This is a genomic window from Corynebacterium sp. 239_CJEI, from assembly GCF_001055995.1.
In the GTDB taxonomy this organism is placed as follows: domain Bacteria; phylum Actinomycetota; class Actinomycetes; order Mycobacteriales; family Mycobacteriaceae; genus Corynebacterium; species Corynebacterium jeikeium_D.
The window spans coordinates 63511-86514 of sequence record NZ_JVOW01000034.1 but is presented as its reverse complement, the minus strand read 5'-3'; the positions used below and the strand labels follow the sequence as shown (position 1 = coordinate 86514).

Here is a 23004-nt window from a genome sequence, read left to right as displayed (position 1 = left end):
TCATTGCCCGGTACGGTGGGAGCATGAGTTCTAACGGATTTGGCTTTGGTCCGAACGACAATGATGACGATCGTGACGACGCTGGCAACAATGACTCCGGCCAGGGCGGTCAGGGCGGCCAGGGCGGTCCTTTCGGTTTCTTCGGGTTTCCCTTCGGTGGCATGGGCGGCGCCGGTGGCTTCGGTTTCGGCGGCCCCGGGCAGCCCGGCAGCGGCTCCTCTGGCAAAGGAGAACAGCCGAACTTGGGCGATATTCTCAACCAGTTCGGCGAGATGTTCTCCGGCATGGGGCAGCGATTCCAGGAGTCTAACTCTGGCCCTGTCAACTACGACGCGGCCGAGCGCGTTGCGCGGACCCGTCTTGGTAACCCAGCTCCGGTGAAGGACTCGGCCCGCGAGGCGCTGGCTGATTCCTTGCGCCTGGCCGAACTGTGGCTAGATGACGTCACCTCCCTTCCCGCTGGTGTCAACCGCGTAGAAGCGTGGAATAGCCTGCAGTGGTTGGAGAACACCAAGTCGACATGGACTCGCCTTGTCGATCCCGTCGCCAGCCGCATGAGTGATGCCTCCCTCGAGGGCGTTCCAGAGGAAGCTCGCGAGATGATGGGCCCGATGCTGGGCATCATGCGCCAGATGAACTCGATGAGTTTCGGTACTCAGCTAGGGAATGCGCTGGCTGAATTGGCACAGACGAGCCTGACTGGTTCTGACCTCGGGCTGCCGCTACACACCACTGGTGCGGCGGTACTGCTGCCAACACATCTAGTTGCTCTCGCAGAGGAACTCGAGGTTCCAGCGCGCGATCTGTTTATCTACGCCACTGCCCGCGAAGCTGCACACCAACGTCTTTACGACCGCGTGCCATGGCTGGCTGAACGCATGATTTCCTCTATCGAGGAGTACGCCGCTGGCATCGTCATCGACTACTCCGCGATCGAAGAGGCCGCTCGCGGTCTGGATATTGAGAACATGCAGGATCCGCAGCGTATGCAGGAGGCTATGAGTCAGCTGCAAAATATGGATCTGAGTCCGAAGATTCGTTCTCGCAACGAGAATGCTCGTACTCGTTTCCAGACGCTGCTAGCACTGGTCGAAGGGTGGGTGGACATGGTTGTCACCGATGCCCTCGGTGAGCGTCTACCGGGTGCCGCACAATTGGATGAAGCCTGGCGTCGTCGCCGCGCCACCGAAGGTGCTGAGCAGGCGCTGGAGAAGGCCACCGGCATTGACCTCGGCTCCCCCAAGGTGCGTGAGGCAACCAACTTGTGGCACCGCCTGACCACCGCTGTGGGCATCGAGCGACGTGACAAGGTCTGGGATCACCCGGACTTCCTGCCCGTAGCAGAAGATTTGGATGAACCCGCGGCCTTTATTGACTCGGTTCTTGGCGGCTCGGAAAACGATGACTTCGACCCGATCGCAGAGCTTGAAGAGCAGCTGCGCAAAGAAGCCGAAAAGCGCGCGGCTGACGGCAACGACAGTGACGCCGACGAGGACAATTCTGGCGACGCCGACGACGATAAGTAGCGAGTTAGCTCTGGGTTCCCCAGCGCTGATACGCCTCTAAATAGCCCCGTGCCCGTTCGTGGTACGGGGCTTTTGCCGCCCAATACCAAAACTCTTCGGTATGACCACCGTCGACGAAAGTGTGCACCAGTTCGTGCACAATGACGTCGTCGAGGACGTACCCCGGGACGTCGGCAAGCCTGTGCGAAATGCGAATGCGCCCAGGACTATCGACACCGCCGGTGACGGATGCCCACCTGCGCGACATGTTCTTGACCCATTTGATTGACTCGAACCGCGGGCGATCTTCCAGCACCGTACGAGAGAGCAGCCGTGCGCGGCGCTCCAGCTCGGAATTATCCAGGTTGCTGCCAACTTTCTTCCGCACTCGCGCAACAATTTCATTGACCTGCTGTTTTTCCGCAGCGGCGCTGAGATCGTCCGGAACCATGACAATGATCCGGTTTCCCTCCGCGCGGGCGGACACAGTACGGCGGCGGCGCTTCGAGCGCCGAACCTCAACATCCGGGCCGTACTCAGGTCGCTTGGTGCTCATGCTTTTTAAGCGTATATGCTCTGCGCTGCGATTGCGTAAAAGCTGGCCCCGGGGTAAAAGATATTTTTATGGGGGAATACAGGGATACGTCTCGGGGGCGGGATGGTACGGCTGGCGTAATAGGTTCGGACGCACCCGCAGCACAAACGCTTGCCGCGCCTACCACGGACTACGCGCTGCGGCCGGAGATACCGATTGTCATGCGCCCAGGCGCGCGGATTCAGTTCGGCGTGGAACCGGAGCGCAGCATGATTCTGCCGCTTTCCGACGGCACCCCGCCGGGGCCTGTCTTCTCGGCACTTCTTGCAGCTCATAGAGGTAGCACCTTAAGCGAGGCCTTTGCTGACAGTCACGACAAACTGTCACCGCAGTTCATTACCGCACTTATCTCCGACCTTCACCGAGCCGCACTGGTCCAAAAACCACCGACACGGCGGAGGATTACACTGATCGGTCGGGACAGTTTGCGCACTGGACTTTTAAAAGAGCTTCGTCGCACGGGTTGTGGTAGTTGGACGACGGCAATGTCGCCCACTCGCAATGCGACGCTGAAGATATCTCAATCCACGCCGGAAGACATCGGGCTCGCGGTGGTCACGGGCATGGAAGTACCGAGCATGCCCTTGGTTCGCGCTCTGTTTCATCGTGGAATTGAGCATCTGCACACGCATTTCCGCGATGGAGCACTGATTCTTGGGCCGCTTGTTCAGCCAGGTCAAGGCCCCTGCTCGATGTGTTTCGAAGCTTATCGACGAGACCGCGACCCCGTCCGGGCACTGATTGCGCTACAGCTTCGCACTTTTACGCCCGTGACCGCACCGGAATGGCTGAACACAGCGGTGCCGCTGTTGGTTGGGCAGCTGCGGCGACCGGACCTCTCAGATCTATGTGCGACAGAGGTGCGCATAGATTTGGAAAGCCTCGATATCACCCGCACTACGGTTGCTCCCCACCCGCAGTGCCCAGTGTGTGGTCATGGCAACTCGCAGATGCAGTTCATGTAATTCGAAGTGCCTTGAGCAGAATCTGACTAGGAATTCACAAAAGAATTGACGATTCCCAAGATGCCTTCGCCGAAATGATTGAGCTTCGCTTCTCCAATTCCGGGAATTTGCAGAAGTTCCTCCGGCGTAGTCGGTTGCTGCTCACCGATGGCCAGAAGGGTCGCATCGGAGAAGATCACGAATGCGGGGACAGTCATTTCTCTCGACATTTCCAGGCGCCATGCACGCAATGCTTCCAGTAGCGCAGGATCCGCACTGACCGGGCACTCTTCACAGCGCCCTGAGATCCGCTCCGCGTCGGTGTGCAATGGCTTAGTGCAGCCCTTGCACTGTTTGGACTGCTGACGCTTACCACGGGAACTAGAGCTCCTTGAGCTTCGCTGTGCCTCCGCCGAGTAGTCAGAGACATCAATGTCGAGTTCATCGAGGAATCGTGTGCGGCGACGTGACCTGCGGCCGCCTTCTGTCCTCGACAATGACCAAGATAGCTCCAGATGTTCACGGGCTCGAGTAATGCCGACATAGAGCAGACGGCGCTCTTCTTCGATGGCTTCCGCTCCCTGTGCAGGAGATCGGTCGAATTTATTCAGCGAATGTTGGATAGGCAGCGAACCGTCGATAAGCCCAACGAGGAACACCGCATCCCACTCCAGCCCCTTGGCTGCATGCAGGCTAGCCAACGTCACGCCATCCAGCGTCGGCGGATGCTTGGCCTGCTGCCGAGTGTGCAATTGGCCGAGGAGCGCCTGGATATTGACCTCGGTGTTGGCATGAACGATGTCCTTACACAGGTCGAATAGGGCGCGCAGTGACTGCCAACGTTCCCTGGCACCAGTGCCTTCCGGCTCTTGGTCAGTCATGCCAAGACCCGCGAAAACCTGCTTGACCAAATCCAATAGATTCGTGCCCTGCAATGTCGGAACGGTCCGTGAGGAACGGGAAACTCGCACAAGTGCGGCGATGGCATCGCGGATCTCGGGACGCTGGTAGAAACCGTCCCCGCCACGAACCTGGTAGGCGACTCCTACCTCGGACAAAGCCTGCTCAAAGACTGCGGACTGTGCGTTGATGCGGTACAAAACGGCAATCTCCGATGCCGGCGTTCCCGCGTCGATAAGCCGCTTGATGCTGCGCGCGGTCGCGCGAGCTTCCATCGGCTCATCGTCGTACTGGTTAAAAGTCGGCTCCGGCCCGTCTTCACGCTGCCCAATCAGCTTCAGCCGCGAACCGGCGATACGCCCCTGCGCACGGCCGATGACATTGTTGGCCAGCTCGACGACCTGTGGGGTCGATCGGTAGTCCCGCTGCAGGCGGACCACTGTGGCTTCCGGGTAGTCCCGAGAGAAGTTCATTAGGTACTGCGGAGTCGCCCCTGTGAAGGAGTAAATCGTCTGGTTGGCGTCCCCGACAACTGTGAGGTTGTCACGGTCTCCCAGCCAGGCGTTGAGAACTCGCTGCTGTAACGGGGTGACATCCTGGTACTCATCGACGACGAAGCACCGATACTGGTTGCGGAATTCCTCCGCCACTGCACGGGAATTCTCCATCGCACCGGCGGTGTGGATGAGCAGGTCGTCGAAGTCAAGCAATAGCCCGTCAGGAGTGGTTTTTATGTCCTCGTAAGCGCGATAGCAATCGACAATTTTTTCCGCAGACAGAGGCGCCGTGCGCCCATGTTGCCGCAACGCGGCCTGGTACTGATCCGCACCGGCCAGAGTGGCCTTCGCCCACTCAATCTCGCCCATGACATCGCGGATCGTTTCCTTGGAGGTGTCCAGGCCCACCCGGCGTACTGCTTGGGCGACGACACGGAATTTCTTGTCATCCAACAGCTGCCAGGGCATATCACCGGCGACTTGGGGCCAGAAGTAGCGCAGCTGGCGAAGAGCTGCCGAGTGGAAAGTACGCGCCTGGACTCCAGGCGTTCCCATCTTTGCCAGGCGATCGCGCATCTCCCCTGCTGCACGCGAGGTAAATGTCACCGCTAATACCTTCTGCGGCTGCACAAACCCCTGGTCAATGAGGTACTTGATGCGATGAGTAATTGTTCGGGTCTTACCTGTACCGGCTCCAGCAAGAATGCACACCGGCCCCATCGGAGCCGTTGCTGCCTCGCGCTGGTCTGGATCCAGCCCAGCTAGATAATCCGGCTCGTTCACATCCGCCTCTGAGTAAGTCAAAAGTTGTTAGACCCCATTTTTAAACTGGTCGAGTGCTATTCGTCATTGCTGTAGACACGGCGGACGTACAGCAGCCGGTCGCCTGGCTCCACCGATTCACACTCCGGTGAATCAATTCGGTACAGCTCACCCGAGCGCACCACGCCGAGTGCAATATCCGCGAGGTGCCGTGGGCTGGCACCGATTTCCTCTTCGGTGACCAGCCTCTCTGCAACAGAGAATCCTTCATCCGGGCTCAGGAGGTCTTCCATCATCTCAACCACCGAAGGAGTCACCGTGGCCAGCCCCAGCATTCGGCCGGCGGTTTCAGAAGAAATAACCACTTGGTCTGCTCCTGACTGCGTCAACAAGTGGCGGTTTTCTGATTCACGCACCGAGGCCACAATTGAGGCACCCGGCGCCAACTCACGGACCGACAACGTGACCAGCACCGCTGTGTCATCTTTGTTCGGTGCAACGACTATAGAGCGGGCACGCTGAATACCAGCTAACTTCAGCACATCGGATTTAGTAGCCGACCCATGCACCGTCGCCAAGCCTTGATTCGAAGCGTGGTCGAGTGCTTCCTTGTCCGTATCAATGACAACGATTTCTGCCGGATCTACGCCGTCCGCGAGAAGAGCTGCAATGGCAGAACGACCCTTGGTGCCGTATCCGATAACGACGGTGTGGTTGCGCAACTGTCTCCTCCAGCGCTGAATTTGCAGGGTTTTCCGAGATTCTTGGGTCAAAACGGTCAGAGTAGTACCGACCAAGAGAGCAAGGAAGGCCACACGCAGTGGCGTAATGATCAAAATATTGAGTAATCGAGCCCTCTGTGTCACCGGCGTGATGTCACCGTAGCCCGTCGTCGACAGGCTGACAGCCGAGTAATACACCGCATCGATGAAGGTGAGAGGCTCCGTATATCCGTTGCGGTCGTAGTAAACCACGACGGATGCAATCAGCAGCAAAAATACGGCGTAGTTCAAACGACGTATGATTAGCCGCCAAGGATTCTTCGGCGCGGACTCAGGCAGGCCAATGACTCCCAGCAGTGCATGCCCGGGAAGATCATTGAGCCCGGTTTCGTATCCCGAAGATTTCCGAATTGGATTACGCAACCGCTCCTCGCCTGCCTTTCATGAAAATTCCTCCCGGTGAAAAATAGCGCATACAAACTGCTGCTTTCACCTGGATAACTGGCCACGGCCACGCGGCAGTTACATACGTAGATGATTATCCAATCAGCTCGCGCATTTTCCTGTCTAACTCTATCCTGCTTGGCAGTAGCGCTTCATCTGGTATTAGCGTCCGTCCTGCCGAAACGTAGAAGAACCCGGCTTCAATGTCTTCGGGGGCAGTTTCCATTCCCATCTCGCGCAGCCTATCCGACCACGCCAGGCGGTAAATCGCCAGCTGTAGCGCCGCTACTTCCCTTTCCTTTCCGCGCGGCATCTGGCCTGTCTTCCAGTCAATGACGCTCCACTTCCCGTTGTCGTTAAACACCGCGTCGATTCGGCCGACGACCCGCCTCTGCCCGATGGCAATTTCAAACGGCACCTCTACATGCGTTGGCGTGCGGTCAGCCCACTCAGATGCCTCGAAATTCGCCTTCAATTTCTCCAGTTCGCGTTCGGACGCGACTTGCTCTGTGCCGAGGAAGTCATCCAGTTGATCCCCGAAGAGATCCTCATCGTCCAGCAGACTGTGTGCACCGAAGCGATTCTCCAACCAAGCGTGGAATGCCGTACCTCGGCGCGCGAATCGGTTTGGCTTAAACGGCACCGGGCGTGCTTTCCGACGAGCAAACGCGACCGGATCCGCAATCATCGCTTGGTATTCGCTAGTGGACATGCTTGTCGGCATTGGTAGATGAATCTCCGCGGCCTTAGCTCGAAGGATTTCATCCACGAGAATGGTCGTTTCCGTTTCCCATACCTCAGACAGGTCACCTGCAATGGGGCGCTCATCCTGGTCTTCGCCCATGTAGCGCATGACGCTTTCGGCTGCTCGCTGCACACTATCTCGGCGGTTGCCCAGGGTATCGACGGGCCAGACCACCCCATCAACCGCAGTGTCGCAGTCCAAATCGACTTCAGTGTCCTCTACCTCAGGGTCCTCCCCATCTGTCCACGACACCACATAGTCACTGAATTGAGTGGCGATGGCTGCGAAGTCCGCCGACACGTCGGTGGGTTTCTTCAAGCTCGGATTAGGCCGCCTGCTTGCAGTGACAATGAGCTTTTTCGCGGAGCGAGTCATGGCAACGTAGAAGAGGCGCTGTTTTTCTTCCCTCTCCACTTCTCGCAGCTCTTCCTTGTAGGCTTTGATCACCTTGTTGAGGTCGGTCTGGTTATCGGTGCCTGATATGTCCAGTTCGGGGGCGTTGCTATCGACAGAATCAGCGACAGGAGCCCAATCGCCTGCTGCAAGCTGCGTTGCATCCTCTGTTGTTTCTGCACTAGCCGTTAGCGGATCCACTTGAGTAATTGCGCCAGGAGGAAGCTGAACTGAATTGGTGAGCCACGATGACAAATCAACTCTGTCGAACTTGCTAGTGGTGATGCCCGGAACAGCAACCGTTTCCCACTCCAAGCCCTTTGACTTGTGCATAGTCATGATTTGGACACAGTTTTCCGGCATGTTCATAGGTGCCCGTTCCAAGCCATCATCGTGTTCGACAGCGAATTCCAGATAGTTCAAAAACCCTGTCACATCGTCCGAGATATTTTGAGAATACGTCGCAGCGATATCGACAAACCTATCCAGATGTGCGGTTGTCGGCCTGGTTATCGCGGTAGCAGAACCGTACTGTCCAGCCGCTGCTTCTACGCGAATTCCAAACTCAGTAGCGATGTCCTCGACCAGTTCCGGCAGAGGCTTATTCAGCGAGAACCGGCGTAGTTTTCGTAGGCTTGCACCCAACTGTGCGATGCGCACCATTGCTTCATCTGTGTAGTTCAGTGACTCGCTACAGACCAACCGCCCATTTTTTTCCACACTGCCGCGCGCCAGCGGGGTGCCGTCGTAAAAACGAATATCCGGGTCGGCGATGGCGTGCCCCAACCCCACCGCAGACGATGCTGCTTCGGCATCTTCCACGAGCTTGTCATACTGGCGAGCGAGCTGGGAAAGCGGTGAGGAGTCTGAAGTCTCTTCGACATTGCCCTTCTTTCGGGCCAACTCGTCCTTGCCTGCCATTGCCAGCTGGTCTACACGAGTGCGAAGTGCCTCCACGTCCGCGGCACCCAAATTGAACTGTGGGCTGAGCAGCAGACGCAGAGCATCCGGGTCTGAACTGGGGTCGACCAATATCTTCATCACCGAGGTGATATCCATGACCTCGGGCAAGTGCAGCAATCCAGCGAGTCCCACAATGATTGCAGGCACACCCCGCTCAGACAGTGCCTCTAAATAGACAGCCGATTCAGCATTTGTCCGAACCAGGATGGCGGCATCGAGCTTGTTGCCAGCTGCTTCACATTCGCGTAATTGCGCCTCCATGCAATCTGCGATGTATGCAACTTCTTCCTCACCGGTTGCAGTGAAAGCAAGCTGCACCTCGCCCTGGCCTGCTTTTGGCCCTGCATCCAGTGCCTCTACCGTACGAGCCTGCCCCGCAAAAGCACGGTCGGAGACTGCGTTAGCAAGCTGCAGCACTGACTGCGGGTTTCGCCAAGAAATGGTCAGTTGCTTTTTCTCCGCTGGCTGCCCATCCGACCGCGGAAAATCATTGACAAACTGCACAAGGTTTTCGGCCGTTGCTCCTCGCCAGCCATAAATTGCCTGCATCGGATCGCCGACAGCGGTGACACAACCACCGGAGAACAGCGCACGCAGGAACAGCCGCTGTGTGTGCGACGTGTCCTGGTACTCGTCGAGCATGATGATCTTAAAGCGACGCCGCTCCTCCTCCCCGACTTCCGCGAAGTCGGTGGCTAGCCGGGCCGCCCGAGCCATCTGCATACCGAAGGTGGCGACATTTTCTTCATTGCACCGAGCTCGAACCTGCTCTACCAGCGGCAAAATCTCTAATCTCTCCCGCTGCTTATCGACGATGCCCTGTAGATCGCCAATTAGTCCCTCGCGTTTACCCTTCTGCGGGGTCTGCTCAATATTGCTGATGAACGCTTCGGTTTCCTCGCGAATCGCCTGCGGGGTAGATAAGTTTGAGTCGATGTTCGACCCCAGCTCAATAATGCGACTAGCCAGCGTTGATGGTGCAATATCGACATCAATTTCGGTCACATTGCGAGCTGTTTCCCAGGCCAACTGCCACTGCGTCGCGCCATCCATAATGGTGACCCCCGGCTCCGTCGGCAGCAAAAGACCATAATTGCTCACGACTTCAGAGGCATAAGCATCGTAAGTAAGCGTGGTTGGGGCAATGACCTCGAGGCTTGCTAATACCTCTGGTGAAGCTTGTGCACGAAATGCAGCGGAGGAAGCAAGCGCATTCAGCTGTTGGCGGATACGGACGCCGAGCTCGCGCGCTGCCTTCCTGGTGAAGGTCAAACCTAGAACTTCTTCTGGGCGGATAAAGCCGTTGGCGACCAACCACACGACACGGGCAGCCATTGTCGCTGTTTTACCAGCACCGGCACCGGCGACAACAAGCATTGGTTCCATCGGTGCACCGATTACCGCCGCTTGTTGCGGAGTGGGCGGAAAGTCCTGCCCCATCATCTCCGACAGGGTGACGGGATCAATGATGGTTCGTTCCTCCGACATGACTACCGATTCCCTTCTGCTGCCGGGCACGCCTTCGAAAGCGTGCAGAACTTGCAATGATCACCAGCGAGCGCCAAGGCACGCGGGCCAGACGTCGCACGTGCTACCTGCTCCACGCGACGCTCCCAGTCAGCCAACTTGTCTTCCGTGAGCTTTGACTGTTCTCGGCTAGTGATAATGGTCTTATTGTGTGACTTTCGCGGAAATACCAGGTATGCCCCAGATTGTTCAATGCCTTCGCCGTTGTCCACAGCGAGCCCATCTCCGCTTTCAACGAGCTTCCCCTTCGACAGCGCTAGTTGATATGTAGCTAGCTGTGCGTGTCCTTCTACTTCTTTACCGGAGGGCGCTGTCTTACCGGTTTTGATATCGACGATTTGAACTGCACCATCAGCGTCTTCAATCAACCGGTCGATTCGTCCGACAATCACGATGTCATCGTTGATGTTGACATTTACTGGGACCTCGGTTCCGATATCTTTCTTAGTCTCAATCCACCGCTGCCAATCCTCCAGCCCGGTCAACCAGGTCTCTTCCTCAGTACGCTTACGCCACTCCGGATCATCGGACAGGTCCCCAAAAACACGCCGGATCTCAGACTGAGCCTCAGGCACAGTCACTCCCTTCGCGACTGCTTCTACCGCCTGATGCAGTAGAGAGCCCAGATACATGGCCGATGTCGGTGCTGATTTATCCAACATGGCCTTCAACGGACAACTCAGGGTTGCTTCCACCTTGGAGGGATTGATCCTCATCGGCTTCTTGTCATTTACCGGCTTCGAAGTCGACGGTGCACGGAGCCCCCACCAGGTGTCTGGATGTGCGCCAGCAACCTCAACCTGCGCCAATCGCGCGAGTTGACGTGCAGCTTGTCGACGCCGCGTCTCAGTCTCCGCATCGTCCACAACGGCTGCACGCAGTTCTGCCAGCAGTGACTCCACAGAGAGCACCCGTGGCAGGCCTTCACCGGCCCATGCGACATCTTCTGCCTCTGCAACATCCGGATTGCCGGCGTTTACTTCATTAGCCGTAGCCCCGACTCCGTTCGCAGACGACGAGGCTTCCGATTGTTTCGCCAGCTCCGTCACCGAATTACCGAGCTTTTCAACGAGCTCGATAATAAACGGACTGGGAACTCCAACATCGTCAGGAGAATCGACTGCGGTCAGCAGTACCCTGTCGCTCGCCCGTGATACCGCGACGTGCAGCAAACGACGTTCCTCCGCCAGCGCATCCGCCATGGAATTGATGTACTCCCGCGGCTCAATTCCGTGATCGACGAGACCGATGAACTCGTTCTGCTTCATCACCGAGCCAGTCACACCGAGGCTGGGCCACTGGCCTTCCTGGACTCCGACAACCGCTACTGCTTTCCACTGCCTGCCCAGAGCCGCATGGGCTGAGAGAATGCGCACGGCATCGCGCTCTACCCCGCTACGGTCACGTGCGCCGATGGGCAGCTCCTGCTCTTCCACAGAAGCGATAAAACCGTCAACCGTCAGTTTTGGATTCAGCTCCACACGGTCACCAGCAAAGTCGAACAGTGCCATCACAGCATCCAAATCGCGGTCAGCCGATGCGCCAGCTGTACCGCCGCGCAACGATGCCGCCACCAGATGGTCTGCCAAACCAGTGGACTGCCAAATTGCCCACAAAGTTGCTTCCACACCATCGCGCAACGCTTCACGAGCTGCGCTCAACAGATCCAGCGGCACCTGCAGCGCCTGACGTTCACGCTGCGACAGAGACTCAATAAGCTCCAGCTGTTCAGCTGTGAGTCCCTCTGCCTTCAAGATTCCGATGAGCTGAGTCATCGCGGCCCCGCCGAACAGGTCGGCCTTCCGGATTCCGCGCAGCAGACGCTCTTTGACAATCGGATCCATGTTGACCAATGGGCCGGAGAGGAACTCGTCCCACTCCACGTCATCGAGCTGGTTCATAGTTGCCCGCAACGCCACCATCAGCGCTCGCACCAATCGCTGATGACTTAGCACGATGTCCGTTGGGTCAATCTGCACAGGCACACCCGCACGCGACAACGCACGGAACAGAGAGGACTCCCCTGCACCGGACCGGACGATGACCGCCATATCCTTCCATGCCACTCCCTCGTCAATATGAAGGCGCCGGAAGTAGTCCGCGACTGTGGCTCGCTGTGCACGTTCAGAAGGATGAATAGCTATTTTTACTGCACTTTTAGCTGCGTACGAGTTTTCCGCTGCGACGGTATCGCTGTTGTTTCCAACTTCGGATTCACGAGCTTCCTGTGCTCCAACTGAACCGACAATGCCACGGTATGCAGGCGCCTTAGGCAAGCGCTGAGAAACTGCGTTGACTAAATCCGCGATATCAGCGTTACAGCGGTAAGACTGCTGCAAGTGGATTGCCTTGTACTCGACCTCACCAGTCCCCCGGAGATAGTCATTATTAGCACCGCGGAAATGGAATACCGATTGATCTTCATCACCAGTAATGACGGCTACGGCCGCCTGCGACACAAACCGATCCACAAGACGCGCAGCTTCCGGGGATAGGTGTTCAGCATCATCGACCAGCACCACCGACTTTCCCCACCGAGCCAGTGCTTGCGCGTCTGTATCCAGCTCCATCAATGCCGCAGAGACAATCTCTGCAGCGTTCAGGCTGGGCTCCCACGCCAACCGCATAGTCTGCTGATACTCCGCCATAAACTTGCCAGCCGCACACCACGACTCAATGCCATAGTCCACGCCGAGCTGCTGAAGCCTCGGGGCGTCAATCCCCCGCTCAGCTGCACGCAGCAGAAAGTCACGAACCGCACGGGAAAAACCGACTAACGGAAGAGCCGGGCGCAACCGCTCTGGCCAATACGCACCACCATCTTCCGCATGTCCGGCCAAAAGTTGCCGCACGACAGCATCTTGGCGTGCACCAGTGGTCAACGATGGTTCAGGCTCTCCCCGACTGACAGCGGCATCACGTACTACTGCATAGGCAAGCGAATGCACGGCACGCACCATGCCACCTTGACCTGCCCCGACCGAACCACCTTCCCCCAGTTCAGAGGAAAAACGCCTGTCAATATCCCGCCTCAATTCCGCAGCGGCCTCTTTTGACTGTGACACCACCAAAATGCTGTCCGCCGGAATGCCCGCCTGCATGTAGTCCACCGCGAGATCTGCCAGCAGCGAACTCTTTCCAGTCCCTGGGCCGCCTAAAACGCGCACAACAGACTGGTTTACAAGCTTGTTCTCTACCACGAGCGCCTGATTATGGGAAGGGAAAAGCGCCTCTACCGCAGTACCCAACCACTGCCGACGACGAGGAGGTTCCTCCTGGACGAACCGAACCTTCGGCATTCCATCTACGTTCATGTGCACCATTGTGGCACAACCTCCGGACCGATACTCGAACACCCATTCGAAATAAGGAGAACAATACCCCCGCCCCAAAAACTCCCGTAAATACTGCCCGGCGTTACTTAGACACAAACGCGCGAACTAGCGAAGCCGCGCGGAACAGACCGCGATACGCACTCGGCTGCGATTCTGGACTAACAGCGTGGACAAAAAGTCGATAACACATCGCACGAACGAGCAACTGACCGAAATCCGGCAGGTGATCGAAGCGCCGCAGTAGCTCCTCATCAGCCCCCATCATGGACAGGCAATCCACTGCCGCCAAGGCAGCTGTCCAACCACGGACATGCCACGCTGGCACGATATCGGTGAGAACCGGGGCGGCCGTGCCGTCGTAAAGCAGCGTGCCGACGAGGTCTGCGTGACAGACCTGCAGAAGCTCCGTTGGCACAACCATCTCTGCCCGCAGCTGGAGAAGATCACCGGAGATCGTGAGAGCCTCGGCACAATCGGCGCGGGGGACGCTATCCGCGTCGAGAAGCTGCTCGAGGATGCCGATTGGGTCAGAGTCCCAAGCTGCGCGATTACACATGACGAAGTAATCGGGCTCCTTATCAAGGAGAAACTGTGGCCGTTCAATACTGGCAAGCGACTCTTCCACGCGACCAGCGGCCACAATGGTTTCATCGGCACGTGGCGCGAATCCCCCCGGGATGAAATGACGAGCCTGCCACCCAGCAATAACCAAGCGGCCGTCACTGGTACGCACAGATTTCGCCACTCGGACGCCATCGACATCTAGCGCACTGCGAACCTTTGCAGACCACAGCGCCTGCGCCGAATTATGTACCGGCGAAAGGACAATGGAATCGTCGTAGACCCAGCCATTGTCCCAAGCTCGCCCGGCACGATGCGGCTCGCCCTCGGCACCAAAGGCCTCTAAAACACGGTCGGGAGGAGTGGCGATCATAATCTGCTACTACCTTGCTTTCTGAGTCGGTGCGGCCGTATCGTCGTCCGCCCCAAATGGGTACGGCCAGCCGTTGACAGAACACGTCTTACCATCGACCTGATAGACCTCGCTGCTGTCGATTTTGTGCAGTTCATCGTTCGACACGCTCAGGGTCTGCTGCATCATGATTGGCGCGATACCGCCGTCCCTCGGACAGGGCTCGTGAACCGCGTACCCAAGTCCGTGACCAACCTCGTGATTAATAAGGTATTGGCGATACAATCCCAGGTCCCCCTCAAAAGGCAGGGCACCTCGAACCCACCGGGCGATACTGACGACCACGCGCCCAGGCTCACCTTCCCGCTGCCCAGACAGGTAACAGGAGGTCTCCATTCCCAAGGTGTTGCCGCACAGCTGATGTGCGGTTCCAGTCGCGGAAAGCTGCACGACAATCGTCGGATCCTGGTCGCGAGGCACTGCCTCGAAAGAAAAATCTGGATTAGCTGTCCAGCCACGTGGATCGGCCAGAATCGAGTTCACCGTCTCTGCAAAGGCGCGCTCGCCACCAATCGAAGGAACATCAATGTTGTCTTCAATTTCCACGGAATACCTGACCGCATTGTCGCGCCCCTCCCCAACACGGGGATGCGCCACGGTGACATCTTTAAAATTTCCCGAGGGTTCCGTGGCAAAGGCCGGACCGGGTGGCAACTGCCCTCCCTCGTAACCATCACCGTATCCCTCACCGGGCACCGGACCAGGGCGACCATTGCCACTCTGCGAGGCGACAGTGCCAGTGCCGGAACCTGAAGAATCATCTTCAGCAGTGAAGATGTCGAAGAGAATGATGACTGTGAGCACCACAAGTACAGGGATGGCATAGGCTCGCCACCCCCAACTCCTTGCAATGCGTACGAGAAAGGGTTCTTGCGTCATTAGGCGAAGAAGCCAACCTTACGGTCTGCGTTATTACCGGTACGGACGTAGGCGACCTTGTCAGCATTAATCAGGTACTCCTGACCAGCGCCGTCGCTGAGCTCAATCACACCTTCGCCAGCAGCCAGCTTCTGGGAGATCGCAGCCTTGACCTCCTCACCACCAGCGACGTTTTCAATGTTCAGCTCACGCGTATTGTCTGCAAATCCAATAGTGATGTCCATAGGTGACATCATAACCATTCCCAAAGCGGCTAGGATTAGAGAGACCGATTAAGCCGTCGTGTCACGTGAGGTTACAAACAGCAAAGGAGTCGCCGTGGCAGAGTCCCAGTCCCCGACATTCGTCGAATTGGGGGTCGCCGCGGAAATCTGCGACGCACTCGCCGACGAAGGAATCACCCGCACATTTGCAATCCAGGAACTGACGCTGCCCTTGGCACTCGACGGCACGGACATTATCGGCCAAGCCCGTACTGGCATGGGAAAAACTCTTGGTTTTGGTGTCCCCCTTATTGACCGCGTCTTTGATGACGCCCGCATTCCAGAACCGGATGGCACTGCCCGCGCAATCATCATCGTCCCCACCCGTGAGCTATGTGTGCAGGTCGGCGAGGATTTGGCCCGCGCTGCGCACTCAACCAATCTGCGTGTGTGCACTATTTACGGTGGCCGCCCCTATGAGGAACAGATTGAACAGCTAGACCGCGGTGTGGACATCATCGTCGGTACTCCCGGCCGTCTCATCGATCTTTACCAGCGCAATAATCTAGAGCTGTCAGGCGTAAAGATTTTGGTTCTCGACGAGGCCGATGAGATGCTCGACTTGGGCTTCCTGCCGGACATCGAGAAGATTCTGGCTGCGGTGCCAGATGAACGTCAGACCATGCTCTTCTCGGCAACAATGCCGGGCCCAATTCTGACTCTCGCACGTACCTTTATGAATCGCCCGGTGCACATCCGCGCCGAATCAGGCGAGGAAGAGGCCACAGTCCACGAGACCACTAAACAGATTGTTTTCCAATCGCACCAGATGGATAAGGTCTCGGTCATTGCCCGCATCCTGCAAGCCAACGATCGTGGTCGCACCATCATTTTTGCTCGCACGAAGCGCGGCGCCGCCTCGGTTGCTGAGCAGCTCGGCGAGCGCGGCTTCCTGGTCACCGCCGTCCACGGCGATATGGGCCAGCCTGCACGTGAGCGCTCGCTGACGGCGTTCCGCAATGGCGACGTCGACGTCCTGGTCGCAACCGATGTCGCGGCTCGCGGTATCGATATCGACGATGTCACCCACGTCATCAACCACCAGGTGCCCGATGACGAAATGACCTATGTCCACCGCATCGGCCGCACCGGCCGCGCGGGACACAGCGGTGTCGCCGTTACGCTCGTCGGCTGGGATGAAACCACAAAGTGGAAGGCTATTTCAGATGCTCTCGACCTGGACATGGCCGAGATTCCGACGTGGTTTTCCACCTCCCCCGAGCTCGCCGAAGCTCTAGACATCCCCGAGGGGATCGATGAGAAGGTCGGGCCAGCCCGCCCGGTATTGGGTTCCCGGCCACCTCGCGGGCGTGGCGGAAGAGGCCCGCGAAACAACCGCTCACAGTCTCATCATCGCAATCGCGGCCAAGGACGAAGCTCAAAGCGGGACGGCCACTCCAATTCTCATCGTCGCAGCTAGGCCGCTGCGCGTGCCAACTCCCCACCTCACCTCTCGCCACGACCACTCGTCGACAGGACATTCCAACCGTGCTGCAGTCACCACAAGCCAACGCTGAGCCCACCACTGCAGAGACCCGACTGCGCCGCAATCGAATCGCATCAGTAGTTCTCATCATCGCCGTAGTGCTAGTCGTCGGTTGGACATGGGTCGCTTCTCCGGCTCGTAAGGTCGATCGCACTGAATCCACGGCACCGACGAGCAGCACAGCGCAAGCCCCGGCCGCGAACGATCCGGAGGCAATGCCACATACTCTCCGGCCGGTGTGGTCCACCGAATCGTCGGCAAGCACAAGCACGCACACCATCTCCCCGGCGCCACTGGTGATGGACAACTCCCTCATCGTTGCTGAGGACCGGGGCGTGCGTGCTATCTCGCTTAACGACGGCACGGAGCGCTGGCACTATCGACGAGATATTCCGCTTTGTGCGCTCTCGGGCAGTGATGGCCAAGTTTTCGCGACTTTTCGTGGGGCAGCTGGCTGCGGTGAGACCGTTGCACTCAAGCCCGACTCGGGGCAGTATGTCGCGACCCGTAAATCGATTGCGGCTGACAGCCCTGCCGCCGTGCGCTCGAACTCATACGCGGGTGTCTACGACTCTGGATTCCTGGAGCTGTGGCGCTCTGACCTGGTCCGAGTAGTCGAGTACGGCAAGATTCCAGCGTCTCCAGAACCGAAGATGCAGCCGCATCCGGAGTGTTCGATTATCAGTGCGCTCACGCGCGTGGAGCTGCTGGCCCTCGTAAACAACTGCGATGGTCACGGACGCCTGGTCATGCAGGCGGCAAATCCGGAGGAATCTCGGAAGCCGGAGGTCAAGAGCGATATTGACCTTGGTCCGGCAACTGCAGATATGTCGCTGGTATCGATTGGCCAGGACACGGCGGCGGTACTGTCAGACAATCGCATCCGAGTTTTTCGTATGGACGGCACGATGCTGACTGAATTGGCGCTGGATGAGACTACCCTGCGCCCAGCACCGGCGGAAGCTAACTCCGACGGCGATGCCCCGCGTGCGCCTTTTACGACGGATCTTCCCCATCACATGACGTGGTGGTCGCCGCGTGGTTTACTGGGCTTCCGCCCGAGCACCCTGGCGCCGGATTTCGAGTTTCCTGAGGCCACAGGAACCCCAGCTCCATGGGGTGAGCATGTTTTCATGCCAGTCACTGACGGAGTCGCGGTATTGAATGCCAAGACTCTGGAGATTATCGGCACACTCCCGTTGCCTGCAGCTGCGAAGTCCACTCAAGCAAATAATGCGGACAAGCCGGAAGTGCCCGTGCGCCTTGCGGTTGTCGGTGACACGCTACTAGTTCAGCGCGGTGAGTCAGTCGACGCGTTCGCCATCGAAGCTTAGAAAGAGCGGGCAGCCCAATCAATCGCCTTCGGACTAAACATACAGGCCAGCGCAGCAATTGAAGCTGCCGCCGTCGGTAGAGCGAGCAGAAAAGCGCTCGAGCGGAACATGTAATAGGCCACGCCCAGCAAGCAGAGGTTGAGCATAATGATCGGCCCGCGCCCCCATCGGGCGCCACGCAGCAACATAATCGCACCAGCGAGAACAGCGCCGAAAATGAGAAGGAACCACAGCGCGGTACCCCAACCGGAAATGACCGCGGCCTCGTCGCGGTACCCCATCAAATCACGAATGAGAAGGAAGATCCCGTAGCCCAGACCGAGGGCACATTCGGCGACACCAATCCACGCACCGACCATAACAACCTGAGGTGCGGCGATCGGCCCGTCGGCTGCCGCAAGCTGGTCGGTAGTACGCGATTTGGGCGCATTGCTGCTGTTTTTCTGGTTACTCACGCCCTACATGTTAGCCCGGTGCGAACCGATGAATACACTCTGGAGGCAAGTCGACCAATGCACCCATCACAGGTCTATTCATGCACTACTCTTGGTGCCTGTGCGTGCGTTGCTAATCTCCAATCCGAATTCGACCAGTAACTCTGCTCGACGCATGCCCAGCATTGTGCGGGCGCTTCGCTCAGTCGATGGGATCCGCTTGACATCCATGTTCACCGCTTACCCCGGCCATGCTGAGGAAATGGTCGCGGGAATAACGGTTCGCGATTACGACGTCATTATTTCCCTCGGCGGCGACGGAACCATTAACGAGATTGTCAATGGGCTCATGTACTCCAACCCATTCTCCGCACTGCCTGCCACTGACCTGCCTGCCATCGCAACAATTCCCACAGGCAGCGCCAACGTCTTGGCAGGTGCGTTGGGCATTCCCCGCGACCCCGTAGATGCCGCGTGGTACATCGCAAGCCTGCTGCGCTCCCGAACCCGCAGCGCTATTAGCGTTGGACATGCAGCAGAGCGATGCTTCGTCGTCAATGCCGGTATCGGCATCGATGCGGAAGTCATTTCCACCATGGAACAGCTCCGACATAACGGCACCCGCGCCAAAGCCGTGCGCTATTTGCCGGCAATTTTCACCGCATGGAACGAGTTGCGCAAAAGCCCGCCACAAATCACTGCAACTATCGACGGCACGGAGTTTGGCCGTGATCTCGCAATGGCCGTGGTGTCCAACTCCAATCCCTGGACATTCCTCGGCGACCTCCCCATCGTCACCAACCCCACTGTGTCCCTACGCAGAGGCCTGGGCTTTTATGGCTTCACTTCCCTGAGGGGAGTGACGGGACTTGTCGCCGCAGCCAATTTGGCCGGTTTCTTCACCCGACTGCGTTCCCCCTTCCACGTCGAAGCCCGCGAACGACGCGTCGACAACGCCCAGCACATCGAGCTCACCGCTACTGCCCCACTTCGTCTCCAGTTGGACGGCGAGTACATCAATCAGTGTGAGTCCCTCAACATCCGTGTTAAGCAAGGCGCTATCAATTTTGTGGCGCGTGCCGACGATTACACCGAGGACCAGTTCACCAAGAAAGTCGCTACCCGCCCCGTGGACGAGCGCTTGCTCGTTGTGGTGACCAAAAAGGTCATGGATCGCACACGCCGACTGTTCAGTACTAGCCAAAAGACCGAGGCAAACCCGGCTTAAACTGCAACTGTTTACTGACAAGCCAACAAAAATGCGCCATACACCCTCACTACTGCAATTACCAAAACTAATTTCACCCCCACAAAGGGCTAGTTTTGACCTGGCGTTTTAACCAAAACTTCACTTTTCTGTGAGGTTTGGCACTTTTATTCATTTTGCTCTTTACGAACCGTCCCAGTCGTGAAAACATGTAAATCGTCAGCGAGACAGGCACGCAGTTCACTGGTTGTGTAACCATGCAAGTCTCGCCTTTTTAGGCGCAAACTCTTTGGTGAGTCCCCACTACCTTTCACGTCGTATAGGCGATGGAACAGGTGGCCCCTCCCAAGATGCCTAATACCCCTGGGCAACCGGGAATGAACCCCAACCTTCGTTGAGATACGGCGATTTGTCGTGTCTGACGAAATCCATTTCCGGAGCTGCCTTCCCGCAAGGAAATTTAACCCTGCCCTCACCCGGGGCTCGTAATGTTTTAGGAGTTTGTCATGGATTGGCGTCACAAGGCCGTTTGTCGTGAAGAGGATCCGGAGCTGTTCTTCCCGGTCGGTAACTCCGGCCCGGCCCTCGCCCAGATTGCTAAGGCCAAGGTCGTTTGCAACCGTTGCCCCGTTACTGCTCAGTGCCTGGCCTGGGCACTTGAGACCGGCCAGGATGCAGGTGTCTGGGGCGGCATGAGCGAGGATGAGCGTCGCGCACTGAAGCGCCGTCGCAACCGCGGCCGCACCCGTCGCACTCGCACCAGCACCACGGTCTAATTAAAGGACTTACCCTCGTACCGTGTAATCTATACCGGTTGATACCTGTTTAACCCGATAGAAAGAGAGCCCAGCTATGAGCAAGCGTGGCCGTAAGCGCAAGGACCGCCGTAAGAACAAGGCTAACCACGGCAAGCGTCCGAACAGCTAAGTTGCCCTTAGTTGCAGCAGTCTTAGCCATCACCGGCTAAGACATCTCACTCCACTCCAGCACAACTCGGTATTGCACCGAGGGACGGGGTGGAGTTTTTTAAGCCTCCAGCGGATACCTCAACGGGTAGCAGGTCTGAAAGTGACTAGGTTCATGACACATGAATTGAATTCACCCGCGGTTTTTTGTCATAAACCTAGTCACTTTCAACACCTTTTCGATGCCTCGTCGATACCGCATCCTCGCTTTCCGGATTAACCATCCGCCAGAACCTTACCAGCGAGTTTGGAGCCCAAACCCCACCGGAGTAACGTCTGAAAACAGAGCTTTTACAGCAGCTCCAGCTAGGTTGCTCGAAAGCAATGGGGCTATAGCTCAGTTGGTAGAGCGTCGCGTTCGCAATGCGAAGGTCAGGGGTTCGATTCCCCTTAGCTCCACAAATAGCTCCACAAAAATATCCCAGGCCACATCACCGTGACCTGGGATTTTCCCATTACGCATTACCGTATTACCGTATTACCGTATTACGCAACATCGCATTAAGCATCAAAGGAATACGCGCCAAAAGATGACGCACCAAAAGCTAGCTGCCAGCAATTATCCGCGGTACTCCACCCGCGTATAGGACACGCGAATCCGAGTGGTAATGCGCTGACGGAGGTCCTCAGGGGCAGGTTGCTGGCAACACCGGCGCAGCAGCCGTCGTATAGCTTGCTCGGAACCGAACTCTTCCAAGCACTGAGGGCATTTGTGAATGTGTTCCTCGAGAAAGCGGCGCTCCTCCGAATCACACTCTCCATCCAAAAATGCGTGTAGGCGCGAGTGGACATCCTGACAGAAAGCATCTTCACAGGCGTGTCCGCGCTCTGGCGTCTGCTCCATATCTTGGCTCGACTCTCGGCTCATCGCGGAGAATCTCCCTTCTCTTCTTTCAAGAATCCACGTTCCACGGCTACGTTGTGCAACGCGTCTCGGAGCTGTTTTCTTCCACGGTGGAGCCGACTCATCACAGTTCCGATGGGCGTGCCCATGATTTCGGCGATCTCCTTGTAGGGCAATCCCTCGACATCGGCGTAGTAGACCACCATCCGGTAGTCCTCTTTGAGACTCATCAAAGCGTCACGAATTTCCTCGTCAGGAAGCTTTTCCAGCGCTTCAACCTCAGCAGAGCGCAGCCCTATCGAAGTGTGCGACGCGGTTTCCGCGATCTGTGAATCCGTGATGTCATCGGTGGCGTACTCGGCAGGACGTCGCTGCGCCTTGCGGTAGCTGTTGATGTACGCATTCGTCAGAATGCGGTAGAGCCACGCTTTCAGATTCGTGCCCGGCTTGTAGGAGCGGAAGCCCTGAAAAGCCTTGATATAGGTCTCCTGCACCAGGTCTTCGGCATCGGCGGGGTTGCGTGTCATCCGCAGCGCCGCTCCATAGAGCTGATCCAAAAGCGGCATGGCATCACGCTCAAAGCGCTGCGCAAGCTCCTCATCCGACTCATCAGTCCGGATGGCCGATGTTCCTGTCTGATCACCTGACATGCTACCTATCCTAAAACATCCGCACCCACGAGTCGGCCAGACCCCCGTCACCAGGCATTTCGTCGCGTAGCTGCACTGGTGTGCAACGATGGGAAATTATGTCGAAGAAGTCCGCCAAGAAATCCGCTGCCGACACCCCGGCAATCGCCGTCTGTCAGAACGCCGGAATCGACTTCCACGTTCACCAATTCCCCCACGGCAGCGACAACTTCGGCGAAGAGGCCGCCTCTTGGCTACTAGAGCATCTCGGAGTCGAGCCCGAACGCATCTTCAAAACTCTCATTATCGAGCTATCCGGCAAACGCACTGGGCTGGCCATCGCCGTCGTCCCCGCCACCGGAATGCTCAACCTCAAGGCCGCCGCCGCGGCTGTCGGGGCTTCCAAGGCAACGATGGCCGACCCCCATGACGCGTCACTTGCCACCGGCTACGCTCCCGGCGGCATCTCCCCGCTTGGCGGTCGCCGCAAGCTCCCCACAGTCATTGATGAGACAGCCACTCTCGCCGACACTGTGTTTGTCTCCGGTGGTCGCCGCGGGTGGGACATCGAACTGTCACCCGCTGATCTGGTTTCGCTTTGCGACGCCACGGTCGCCGACATCGCCCGCTAACCCTGCGGCTACTCCTGCAACCTCCC

19 protein-coding genes and 1 tRNA gene are annotated in these 23004 nt (G+C 57.7%); 9 read left to right on the top strand and 11 right to left on the bottom strand.

Annotated features, from left to right (window positions below; all coding sequences use genetic code 11):
* Nucleotides 1-23: 23 nt before the first annotated feature.
* Complete coding sequence (locus ADB08_RS09955) at nt 24-1526, top strand: zinc-dependent metalloprotease (protein ID WP_049172845.1); 1503 nt, start codon at nt 24-26, stop codon at nt 1524-1526.
* 4 nt (nt 1527-1530) lie between these two features.
* On the opposite strand, the gene ADB08_RS09950 is transcribed toward ADB08_RS09955, so the two are convergent.
* Nucleotides 1531-2061: a YgjP-like metallopeptidase domain-containing protein gene (locus ADB08_RS09950; RefSeq protein ID WP_016422236.1), complete on the bottom strand. Its 531-nt coding sequence runs from the start codon at nt 2059-2061 to the stop codon at nt 1531-1533.
* Between the two features lie 200 nt (nt 2062-2261).
* On the opposite strand from ADB08_RS09950, the gene ADB08_RS09945 reads away from it, so the two are divergent.
* Nucleotides 2262-3065, top strand: a complete 804-nt coding sequence (locus ADB08_RS09945) for a TOMM precursor leader peptide-binding protein (RefSeq protein WP_049172932.1) — start codon at nt 2262-2264, stop codon at nt 3063-3065.
* A gap of 26 nt (nt 3066-3091) precedes the next feature.
* Here the strand turns inward: ADB08_RS09945 and ADB08_RS09940 are convergent, their stop codons facing one another.
* From ADB08_RS09940 to ADB08_RS09910, 7 genes are all read right to left on the bottom strand, one after another.
* Complete coding sequence (locus ADB08_RS09940) at nt 3092-5161, bottom strand: ATP-dependent DNA helicase UvrD2 (protein WP_065421676.1); 2070 nt, start codon at nt 5159-5161, stop codon at nt 3092-3094.
* Between the two features lie 119 nt (nt 5162-5280).
* Nucleotides 5281-6348, bottom strand: a complete 1068-nt coding sequence (locus ADB08_RS09935; protein ID WP_016422233.1) for a potassium channel family protein — start codon at nt 6346-6348, stop codon at nt 5281-5283.
* A gap of 115 nt (nt 6349-6463) precedes the next feature.
* A complete protein-coding gene (locus tag ADB08_RS09930) occupies nt 6464-9958 on the bottom strand; it encodes an ATP-dependent helicase (RefSeq protein WP_048733333.1) in 3495 nt (1164 codons plus the stop codon).
* A 2-nt stretch (nt 9959-9960) separates the two neighbouring features.
* Nucleotides 9961-13311 (bottom strand): ATP-dependent helicase, encoded by a 3351-nt coding sequence (locus tag ADB08_RS09925; protein WP_239272284.1) that lies wholly within the window; start codon nt 13309-13311, stop codon nt 9961-9963.
* Nucleotides 13312-13414: 103 nt separating this feature from the next.
* Entirely contained in the window at nt 13415-14266 is an 852-nt protein-coding gene (locus ADB08_RS09920) for a TIGR02569 family protein (RefSeq protein WP_048733339.1), read from the bottom strand.
* 9 nt (nt 14267-14275) lie between these two features.
* Nucleotides 14276-15184 (bottom strand): DUF3152 domain-containing protein, encoded by a 909-nt coding sequence (locus ADB08_RS09915; RefSeq protein WP_049172838.1) that lies wholly within the window; start codon nt 15182-15184, stop codon nt 14276-14278.
* A complete protein-coding gene (locus tag ADB08_RS09910) occupies nt 15184-15408 on the bottom strand; it encodes a DUF3107 domain-containing protein (RefSeq protein ID WP_042388469.1) in 225 nt (74 codons plus the stop codon). The genes ADB08_RS09915 and ADB08_RS09910 overlap by 1 nt, the downstream gene beginning before the upstream one ends.
* A 94-nt stretch (nt 15409-15502) precedes the next feature.
* On the opposite strand from ADB08_RS09910, the gene ADB08_RS09905 reads away from it, so the two are divergent.
* Both ADB08_RS09905 and ADB08_RS09900 read left to right on the top strand, forming a co-directional pair.
* On the top strand, nt 15503-16867 hold the full coding sequence (locus ADB08_RS09905) for a DEAD/DEAH box helicase (protein ID WP_049172835.1): 1365 nt from the start codon (nt 15503-15505) through the stop codon (nt 16865-16867).
* Nucleotides 16868-16935: 68 nt separating this feature from the next.
* A complete protein-coding gene (locus tag ADB08_RS09900; RefSeq protein WP_049172833.1) occupies nt 16936-18267 on the top strand; it encodes a PQQ-binding-like beta-propeller repeat protein in 1332 nt (443 codons plus the stop codon).
* Here ADB08_RS09900 and ADB08_RS09895 read toward each other — a convergent pair.
* The gene (locus ADB08_RS09895) at nt 18264-18722 is read right to left on the bottom strand and encodes a hypothetical protein (RefSeq protein WP_224783785.1); all 459 of its coding nucleotides are present in this window, start codon (nt 18720-18722) and stop codon (nt 18264-18266) included. The two genes, ADB08_RS09900 and ADB08_RS09895, sit on opposite strands and share 4 nt — an antisense overlap.
* A gap of 7 nt (nt 18723-18729) precedes the next feature.
* On the opposite strand from ADB08_RS09895, the gene ADB08_RS09890 reads away from it, so the two are divergent.
* From ADB08_RS09890 to ADB08_RS09880, 4 genes are all read left to right on the top strand, one after another.
* Nucleotides 18730-19929: a diacylglycerol/lipid kinase family protein gene (locus ADB08_RS09890; protein ID WP_239660058.1), complete on the top strand. Its 1200-nt coding sequence runs from the start codon at nt 18730-18732 to the stop codon at nt 19927-19929.
* A gap of 485 nt (nt 19930-20414) precedes the next feature.
* Nucleotides 20415-20684 (top strand): WhiB family transcriptional regulator, encoded by a 270-nt coding sequence (locus ADB08_RS09885; protein WP_016422223.1) that lies wholly within the window; start codon nt 20415-20417, stop codon nt 20682-20684.
* Nucleotides 20685-20760: 76 nt separating this feature from the next.
* The gene (locus ADB08_RS11900) at nt 20761-20835 is read left to right on the top strand and encodes a 50S ribosomal protein bL37 (RefSeq protein ID WP_014300525.1); all 75 of its coding nucleotides are present in this window, start codon (nt 20761-20763) and stop codon (nt 20833-20835) included.
* Nucleotides 20836-21199: 364 nt separating this feature from the next.
* Nucleotides 21200-21272, top strand: a tRNA-Ala gene (locus ADB08_RS09880).
* Nucleotides 21273-21432: 160 nt separating this feature from the next.
* Here the strand turns inward: ADB08_RS09880 and rsrA are convergent.
* Complete coding sequence (rsrA, locus tag ADB08_RS09875; RefSeq protein WP_065421675.1) at nt 21433-21717, bottom strand: mycothiol system anti-sigma-R factor; 285 nt, start codon at nt 21715-21717, stop codon at nt 21433-21435.
* 20 nt (nt 21718-21737) lie between these two features.
* Nucleotides 21738-22367, bottom strand: a complete 630-nt coding sequence (locus tag ADB08_RS09870; protein WP_049172829.1) for a sigma-70 family RNA polymerase sigma factor — start codon at nt 22365-22367, stop codon at nt 21738-21740.
* A gap of 98 nt (nt 22368-22465) precedes the next feature.
* Between ADB08_RS09870 and ybaK the strand changes: the two genes are divergently transcribed.
* Nucleotides 22466-22978, top strand: a complete 513-nt coding sequence (gene ybaK, locus ADB08_RS09865) for a Cys-tRNA(Pro) deacylase (RefSeq protein WP_049172827.1) — start codon at nt 22466-22468, stop codon at nt 22976-22978.
* Nucleotides 22979-23004: the final 26 nt, after the last annotated feature.

Coding starts and splice junctions, on each gene's coding strand:
- ADB08_RS09930 (WP_048733333.1), bottom strand. CDS start 9,958: ATGTCGGAGGAACGAACCATCATTGATCCCGTCACCCTGTCGGAGATG.
- ADB08_RS09890 (WP_239660058.1), top strand. CDS start 18,730: ATGTTAGCCCGGTGCGAACCGATGAATACACTCTGGAGGCAAGTCGAC.
- ADB08_RS09915 (WP_049172838.1), bottom strand. CDS start 15,184: ATGACGCAAGAACCCTTTCTCGTACGCATTGCAAGGAGTTGGGGGTGG.
- rsrA (WP_065421675.1), bottom strand. CDS start 21,717: ATGGAGCAGACGCCAGAGCGCGGACACGCCTGTGAAGATGCTTTCTGT.
- ADB08_RS09940 (WP_065421676.1), bottom strand. CDS start 5,161: ATGGGGCCGGTGTGCATTCTTGCTGGAGCCGGTACAGGTAAGACCCGA.
- ADB08_RS09870 (WP_049172829.1), bottom strand. CDS start 22,367: ATGTCAGGTGATCAGACAGGAACATCGGCCATCCGGACTGATGAGTCG.
- ADB08_RS09925 (WP_239272284.1), bottom strand. CDS start 13,311: ATGAACGTAGATGGAATGCCGAAGGTTCGGTTCGTCCAGGAGGAACCT.
- ADB08_RS09910 (WP_042388469.1), bottom strand. CDS start 15,408: ATGGACATCACTATTGGATTTGCAGACAATACGCGTGAGCTGAACATT.
- ADB08_RS09920 (WP_048733339.1), bottom strand. CDS start 14,266: ATGATCGCCACTCCTCCCGACCGTGTTTTAGAGGCCTTTGGTGCCGAG.
- ADB08_RS09955 (WP_049172845.1), top strand. CDS start 24: ATGAGTTCTAACGGATTTGGCTTTGGTCCGAACGACAATGATGACGAT.
- ybaK (WP_049172827.1), top strand. CDS start 22,466: ATGTCGAAGAAGTCCGCCAAGAAATCCGCTGCCGACACCCCGGCAATC.
- ADB08_RS09945 (WP_049172932.1), top strand. CDS start 2,262: ATGCGCCCAGGCGCGCGGATTCAGTTCGGCGTGGAACCGGAGCGCAGC.
- ADB08_RS09950 (WP_016422236.1), bottom strand. CDS start 2,061: ATGAGCACCAAGCGACCTGAGTACGGCCCGGATGTTGAGGTTCGGCGC.
- ADB08_RS09885 (WP_016422223.1), top strand. CDS start 20,415: ATGGATTGGCGTCACAAGGCCGTTTGTCGTGAAGAGGATCCGGAGCTG.